Origin of the sequence: Neobacillus fumarioli NBRC 102428, assembly GCF_001591485.1 — a bacterium.
In the GTDB taxonomy this organism is placed as follows: domain Bacteria; phylum Bacillota; class Bacilli; order Bacillales; family Cytobacillaceae; genus Neobacillus; species Neobacillus fumarioli.
Map to the genome: position 1 here is coordinate 1 of NZ_BCUZ01000139.1, position 6,836 is coordinate 6,836.

6 protein-coding genes are annotated in these 6,836 nt (G+C 41.7%); 4 read left to right on the plus strand and 2 right to left on the minus strand.

Annotation, left to right across the window (positions count from 1 at the left end):
• The 4 genes from BFU02S_RS13955 to BFU02S_RS13970 form a co-directional block, all read left to right on the plus strand.
• Positions 1-753, plus strand: a 753-nt coding sequence (locus BFU02S_RS13955; RefSeq protein ID WP_066371828.1) for a TIGR00266 family protein, incomplete at its 5' end; no start/stop codon positions are given.
• Between the two features lie 478 nt (positions 754-1,231).
• A complete protein-coding gene (locus BFU02S_RS13960) occupies positions 1,232-2,761 on the plus strand; it encodes an NADH dehydrogenase subunit 5 (protein WP_066371840.1) in 1,530 nt (509 codons plus the stop codon).
• On the plus strand, positions 2,758-5,361 hold the full coding sequence (locus tag BFU02S_RS13965) for a DUF2309 domain-containing protein (RefSeq protein ID WP_066371830.1): 2,604 nt from the start codon (positions 2,758-2,760) through the stop codon (positions 5,359-5,361). The genes BFU02S_RS13960 and BFU02S_RS13965 overlap by 4 nt, the downstream gene beginning before the upstream one ends.
• 31 nt (positions 5,362-5,392) lie before the next feature.
• On the plus strand, positions 5,393-5,758 hold the full coding sequence (locus BFU02S_RS13970; RefSeq protein ID WP_066371833.1) for a Na-translocating system protein MpsC family protein: 366 nt from the start codon (positions 5,393-5,395) through the stop codon (positions 5,756-5,758).
• 10 nt (positions 5,759-5,768) lie between these two features.
• Here BFU02S_RS13970 and ytkD read toward each other — a convergent pair whose 3' ends face one another.
• Positions 5,769-6,239, minus strand: a complete 471-nt coding sequence (gene ytkD, locus BFU02S_RS13975) for an RNA deprotection pyrophosphohydrolase (RefSeq protein ID WP_066371835.1) — start codon at positions 6,237-6,239, stop codon at positions 5,769-5,771.
• Positions 6,240-6,299: 60 nt separating this feature from the next.
• Positions 6,300-6,629: a hydrolase gene (locus BFU02S_RS13980; protein WP_066371837.1), complete on the minus strand. Its 330-nt coding sequence runs from the start codon at positions 6,627-6,629 to the stop codon at positions 6,300-6,302.
• Positions 6,630-6,836 lie beyond the last annotated feature (207 nt).

The window sequence follows — 6,836 nt, forward strand, 5'->3', positions numbered from 1 at the left end:
GAGAATAATGATGGAGGTGTTCAAATGAAATATAATGTTGAAGGAAATGTGATGCAAACATTAAAAATCGAGTTGGATCCAGGTGAATCAATTTACAGTGAAACAGGTGCATTACAGTATATGACGCCGGAGATTGCCCTTCAAACTAATTTTACCGGCGGGATTGGCGGTGTACTGAAGCGAGCAATAACAGGAAACAGCCTTACCCTAAACCATTTTACCGCACAAGGAAACCGAGGGATAGTATCATTTACTACACGTATGCCAGGGCATATCGTTCCAATTCAAACCGATCACTATGGTTCGGTACTGGTTCAACGGCACAGTTTCTTATGTGCAGAAGAAACAGTCCAGCTTGGCATTGCTGGAAACTTCGGGCTAAGCGGATTTTTTGGAGGAAACGGACTGATTTATAACCGCCTATCTGGAAACGGGATGGCGTTTATATCTGTCGATGGTGAAGTGACCGAAAAAGAACTAAATCCAGGAGAAACACTCCTGATCCACCCTGGACACCTGGCTGCCTATGAGCAAAAAGTTAAATTCGAGGTACAGCGATTAAAAGGATTCAAAAATATGTTTCTTGGTGGGGATGGAATCTTTTTGGCGAAGGTGACAGGTCCAGGGAAGATTTGGATGCATTCTCTTAGCATTCACAATCTAGCCGAAGTTCTCTCTCCTTATATGCAGGAAGCATCCGTCAGTAGAAAAACCGGGAATGTAGGAAGCTTCATTAATAATCTGTTTGACTAACCCTTTCAAACGGAAGTATGAATACCGATAAACAAATGGAAAACAACTTTAACCTTAATTCGTGGAAGACAGGATTGGATGAAGCCCCTTTCTAAAAACTTGACAGAAAGTTAATTAAATAGTATTTTAGATTCTAGAATAATTGAAATAACTTCAATAAATAGAGAATCCTTTAGCATCCTGTTAATTTTTGTGAATTGACTGTATGAAAAAGGAAATCTATAGATTCGATAAAACGGTACTTCTTTATGTATAAAGAATATAATGAATGTGAAGGTAGACTTTTAAAAAGCCCATGCCGGGCTCGTTAACAGTAAACCGGGAATTTTCCAGTGTTTAATGGCTAGATCATGTCCATTAACCCCTGTAAAATTGCCGGTTTTTTTATTTCAACAGAAGGGAACGTTACATAATGGAGCAATTTGTTACGGGAATTTTGCTGAATTCTATCCATGCATTCATTTGGGGGGAGGTTCGAGTGGCAGTTTTCCAAAGTCATACTCTTATACCGGCAATATTTGTTCTATTGCTTGTGATTTCCGTACTTAGTGGATTCGTATTGCTAAACCCTAAAGTCCCTTTAAAATATATCTGGATTCATACCGGCTTTATCGCAATGCCTCCGATTGCTGCACTGGCAGGCCTGATCTGGAGCAATGGCAGTATCTATTTTGGCCCTTGGCACTTTGATGCATTATCATGGCTTTTGGCATTATTTGTCCTTACGATTGGGTTAATTGTCCAGCGCTTCTCCATTCGATATCTGCTTGGAGACTATTCCTATCGAAAATATTTTGCGCTGCTGACAGTGACTGCTGCTAGTGACGCCCTTGCCTGGCTCAGTAATGATCTTCGTCTGCTCTTGCTGTTTTGGGGCATGACCCTTCTGGGACTGACAATGCTCATTGGTTTAAATAAAGAGTGGCAGGTAGCTAAAAAAGCTTCTATCCATACTGGGAAGATGTTTGCGCTTAGCTGGATCGTCTTGCTTTTCGCCATGATCTGGCTAACTGAAGCTGCAGGACACTGGCAGTTATCACAAACACTAACGGAAAAAAGTCTTGTCCAGCTTGCATCTTGGGAAAAAACTTGTATAAACCTGCTGATCGTTGTATCCATCATTATTCCGGCGGCTCAATGGCCTTTCCAGCGCTGGCTTCTCGATTCGGTAGTGGCGCCCACCCCGATTTCTGCTGTCATGCATGCAGGAATCGTAAATGCCGGAGGGATTATATTGACAAACTTCTCTCCACTTTTTAGTGGAGATATGGCACAGATTATTCTTTTGATCATATCCGGCATTTCCGTTTTAATCGGAACTGGAATTATGCTTGTTCAAGTCGACTATAAACGGCAGCTGGTAGGCTCTACGATGGCACAGATGGGCTTCATGCTGATCCAGTGTGCGCTGGGTGCCTATTGGGCCGCAATTATTCATGCCATCTTACATGGCTTATTCAAAGCCACCTTATTCTTACAGGCAGGTTCTGCTATTCAACATTACCCAAAAGTTCGGAACCAGCATACTCAATCACCTTTATGGACCATTACTGGAGGTTTGTTAGGCATTCTTGCCGGGATTGGCTTTTGGTACACTTCTCCTGCTGGCGGATATCAGTTTATCAGTGCTTTTATCTTAGGATGGGCTGTTTTCATTGCATGGACTGGACTGGTGGCTTTCAGTAATGGCCGGATTGCAAGGACCGCAGGATTTCTTTTATTCTTACTAGCAGCATTCGTGTTTAGGATTGTCCATAACAGATTTTTCAACATCTTACATGAATCCATTCAGACCAATATCGCTGCTCCTTTAACGGCAGCTGTGATCCTTTTGTTCTTTTTGCTTGCTGCCAGTTACGGTGCATGGGTATTACGAAATCGTTCCACAGCAACATTCGCTATTATTTATCTTTGGTTGATCCGCCTAAGTGAACCGCAGGCTGATTTGACCGAAAGCCATCCAAAATATCTAACACACCAGCTGTCTAAAGGAGGTAATGTACGATGAGCCCGACTTTGGCCCGAACATTAAGCACGGAAGTAAAATCTCAACAACTCGAAATGTATGATATAGTTCTGGCAGCCAGTAAAGTCATTGTGCCGCTTAACCCGCTCACCGCGTTTGCCGCTCGCAATCCGTGGTCGGGCTTGGAACAGCAATCTTTTGAACATACAGCCCGGTGGTTGAAAGATATTTGCGATGTAGATATCTATCCTAATGATTTCATTATAAAGTCAGCGTGGAAACGAGGGGAAATTAATCAAGATTTTCTAGAATTGAGCCTGAAACACTGGCTGGACTCCCAAAAGCTTGGTATCCCACGTGACGAAGCAGAACTGTTCTGCCGGGCCGCTCTTATGTATGAAGAACCAGCTACCAAACTAGTTGAATCGCCTGAAATCAAGAGTTTAGCAGATAAGCTTACGTTTCATTTTACTGAAAAACATTCAATCCAAACCTATAGCCAGCGCTTGGAGCAATTGGGTAAAGCAAAAACAGCCAGTGAGCTGAATCGTCATCTTATTAAATGGTGTAAGTTATTCTTGGATGAATCCCAGGCTATCTGGTCAATGCCGAACCGCGATGCAGGGTTCTATCAGTCATGGAGAAATCTTATCGGGTATGACCCGGCACTAAAGGCGGCTATACGAAAGAAGCTAAAAGACCTGCCGCAAGATGCCGGCGAAGCTTTAATGAAAGCATTGTTAGAGCTTGAAATTCCTTATTCACAAATACAAAATTATCTTGAGGCACATTTGCTTTCCTTGCCTGGCTGGGCTGGAATGATGCTTTGGCGCTCCGAACAAACAGCACAAACAAGTTCACTGCTGATGGAATATTTAGCCGTAAGAGTTTCGCTAGAGGCTACCTTAGTCAAACCTTATCTCCCCTTAGAAGAGGTTCAGACAGTTGAAAAAGTGTGTTTAGAGCCATTGATTGCATCATGGGTTCATTGGGGCGACATACCAATCCGCAAATTGGAACAGCTATCTAACGCAGAGCTAAAAGCACGTTTAACGCTTGCTCATCGTTTTGATCGTCTTCTTCGCCATCGTCTTTGGTTGGAAGCTTGGGAAAAAACATACGAAGATCACTTAAAGAAACTGATTACATCCAAGCTGCTTCCTGCTAAAGAAAATAAAACTAAACCATTAGCGCAATTTGTATTTTGTATTGATGTACGTTCAGAACCTTTTCGGCGCATGCTGGAACAAGCAGGCCCATTTGAAACACTTGGGGCAGCCGGCTTTTACGGGTTGCCGATTGAAACGAATGAATTAGGCAGCTGTCATTGCCACAGTTCTCTTCCGGTTATGTTTAAACCGCAATACAGAATAAAAGAGACAGCACCAGAGTTTGAGTTAAAACAGTATGAACAAAGAATCCATGCTGCCAATTCCCTTGGTTCCACCTTTCACATGATGAAACATAATCTTCTTGCGAGCTTAATATTGCCAGAAATCAGCGGACCCTGGCTCGGGTTAGGGACACTTGTTCGCAGCTTTGTTCCAAGGCGTGCCGGCTCCGCTTTCCGTAAACTAAAAGAAGCGTGGCTCCGGAAACCGGAAACCGGACTCTCACTCGAACATAAACATGTTCCAGAATCGGACCTACCGATTGGCTTTACGGATGATGAGAAAGTGTTCTATGCCAAGCAAGCGCTAATTACAATGGGGCTTACCGATCATTTCGCACCACTAGTGGTCTTTTGCGGACATGGCAGCAAGAGTACAAACAATCCATATGCATCTGCGCTCGATTGCGGGGCATGCGGCGGTGCATCAAGCGGATTCAATGCCCGGGTGCTGGCAGCTTTATGCAATCTTCCAAAGGTGCGTCTTGCATTTGCCAAAGAAGGGATCAATATTCCGGAAGCGACCGTTTTTACAGCTGCGGAACATATCACAACATTGGATGAATTACATTGGCTTTATGTCCCTGAACTTTCAAATGAAGCGAAAGAAGCATTTAATGGTGTTCAGACCATACTGACAAATGTTACTATTGAAGCAAATAAAGAACGCATTCCGAAATTGCCGGCGATTCACACAATGTACAAAAATCCGACATCCGAAGCCGAGCGATTTGCCAATGACTGGAGTGAAATCCGTCCTGAATGGGGACTTGTCCGTAATGCCACCTTGATCATTGGCAAACGTGAGCTCACCCAAAATTGCAATTTAGAGGGGAGAGCATTTCTCCACAATTATGACTGGAAGAAAGATCAAGACGGGACTTTACTCGAGAATATTATCAACGGACCTGGAACTGTCTGCCAGTGGATTAATTTGCAATATTATGCCTCTACCGTAGCACCTCACTTCTACGGCAGTGGAAATAAAGTAACCCAGACTGTGACCTCCGGCATCGGTGTCATGCAAGGGAATTCAAGTGATTTATTATCCGGTCTTCCATGGCAGTCCGTCATGAAATCCGATCAAGAAGCATATCATGCACCCATTCGATTGCTGGTGGTCCTCCAGGCACCAAAGCAATATGTAGAAAGACTGTTGGAGCATAATCCTTCATTCTCTCAAAAAGTGCAAAACGGGTGGATACGACTTGCGTCCATTGATCCGGAAGGAGATTGGAAAAGCTGGACTTAAGTTTTTTGCAAATTTTAAAAGGAGATAAATGATGGATAAGTCAAAAGGGATGATTGAAGCTGAAATAAGCAAGGCACTAACACATTGGGAGAAGTCCTATCTCGGCCGCGGCTCGGTATCGGTTAAATCCGATATTTTAAGAGATATGATTATCGTGGTTCTAAAAGGCATCCTAACTCCTGCAGAATATTCATTATGTCAAGATAAAGAAGGATTATTATCGGTAAAAAAGAACCGCAATAGTTTGGTGGAAACAGGTACCGAAGACTTAAAACAAATTATTTTGGAAATTACCGGTCAGGAAGTAATAAGTTTTTACACAGATATCAGCACGCGTACAGGTGAACGAGTTATGGTCTTCAAGCTATCAAAAGATTATGAGGCAGAATTAAACTAAAGGGGAAATTTTACCCCTTTAGCTTTTTTATAAAGGAAAGACACTCCTCGACAACCCGATCTTTCATAATAAAACTGTAGTCTGCGCCAAACCTCAAATGCAATAAATCACCTTGAATCATCACAGGACCATCGGTTTCATGGTAGCTGCCCGTTTGATCAAATCTTTGCACCTGGCCCCAATAAACGGCCTTAACAAATGCTTCTGATTCACTGTAAACTTTGTATTCAGCCAAAAATTGCAGACCGGCTAAAATCGCCCCAGTTTCTTCATAAACCTCCCTTTTGGCTGCTTCCTCTAATGTTTCTCCTGCCTCCCGCTTACCGCCAGGAAATTCAAGTCCTCGTATTTTATGCTTTGTCAAAACCCAGCGATCTTCATATTGACAAATGACAAGAACATGCTTGGCCTCTTCTAAAAAGGTATGTTTTGAAAAGGTTAGTTCCACTTTTTTTCCGTTTTGGTCCATAAATTCTAACATGCTATATACCTGCCTTATTTTTTGCTCGATGTTTTTATTATAAATGAAAAAAAGAAAATCCTATAGCTTAGGATTTTCCGGCAGAATATGCATGGCTTCGATATGCTGTTTTGCTTCTTCATCTCCGAGTTTATAAATGATCGCATATATTTCTTGGATCTTACTATCATAAGCATCATTTTCTTGATCATAATGGTATGGAACATATGGTACATGGGCTCTAAAGAAGTTTTGCCATTCTGTTGAATAGTTTTGCTCAAACAAATTTCTTAATTTTTTTATTTCATGATCAGTTGCATAAATTTTAAAGCTCCAGGTAGAATCTGTGGCACTTTGTGTTATATGGCCGGTTCCCACATCAATATAATACGTTTTCTTTTGCTCCTCCATCAGCTCATCCCCTTTTCTTTAGTAATTTTCAAATAGAAAAAAATTATTCTCCTTGCAAAATTCGATTTATTTTTCATAATGGTTTACGATATAATAAACCAAACAAGCCAATAGACAGATTTTTCTTTCAATTAAAAAAATAAAATAAGGATTTTTTTCATCAGTTTTTGGGAATGGATGAAATATGGTTAAAAATTTTGGTAGTGT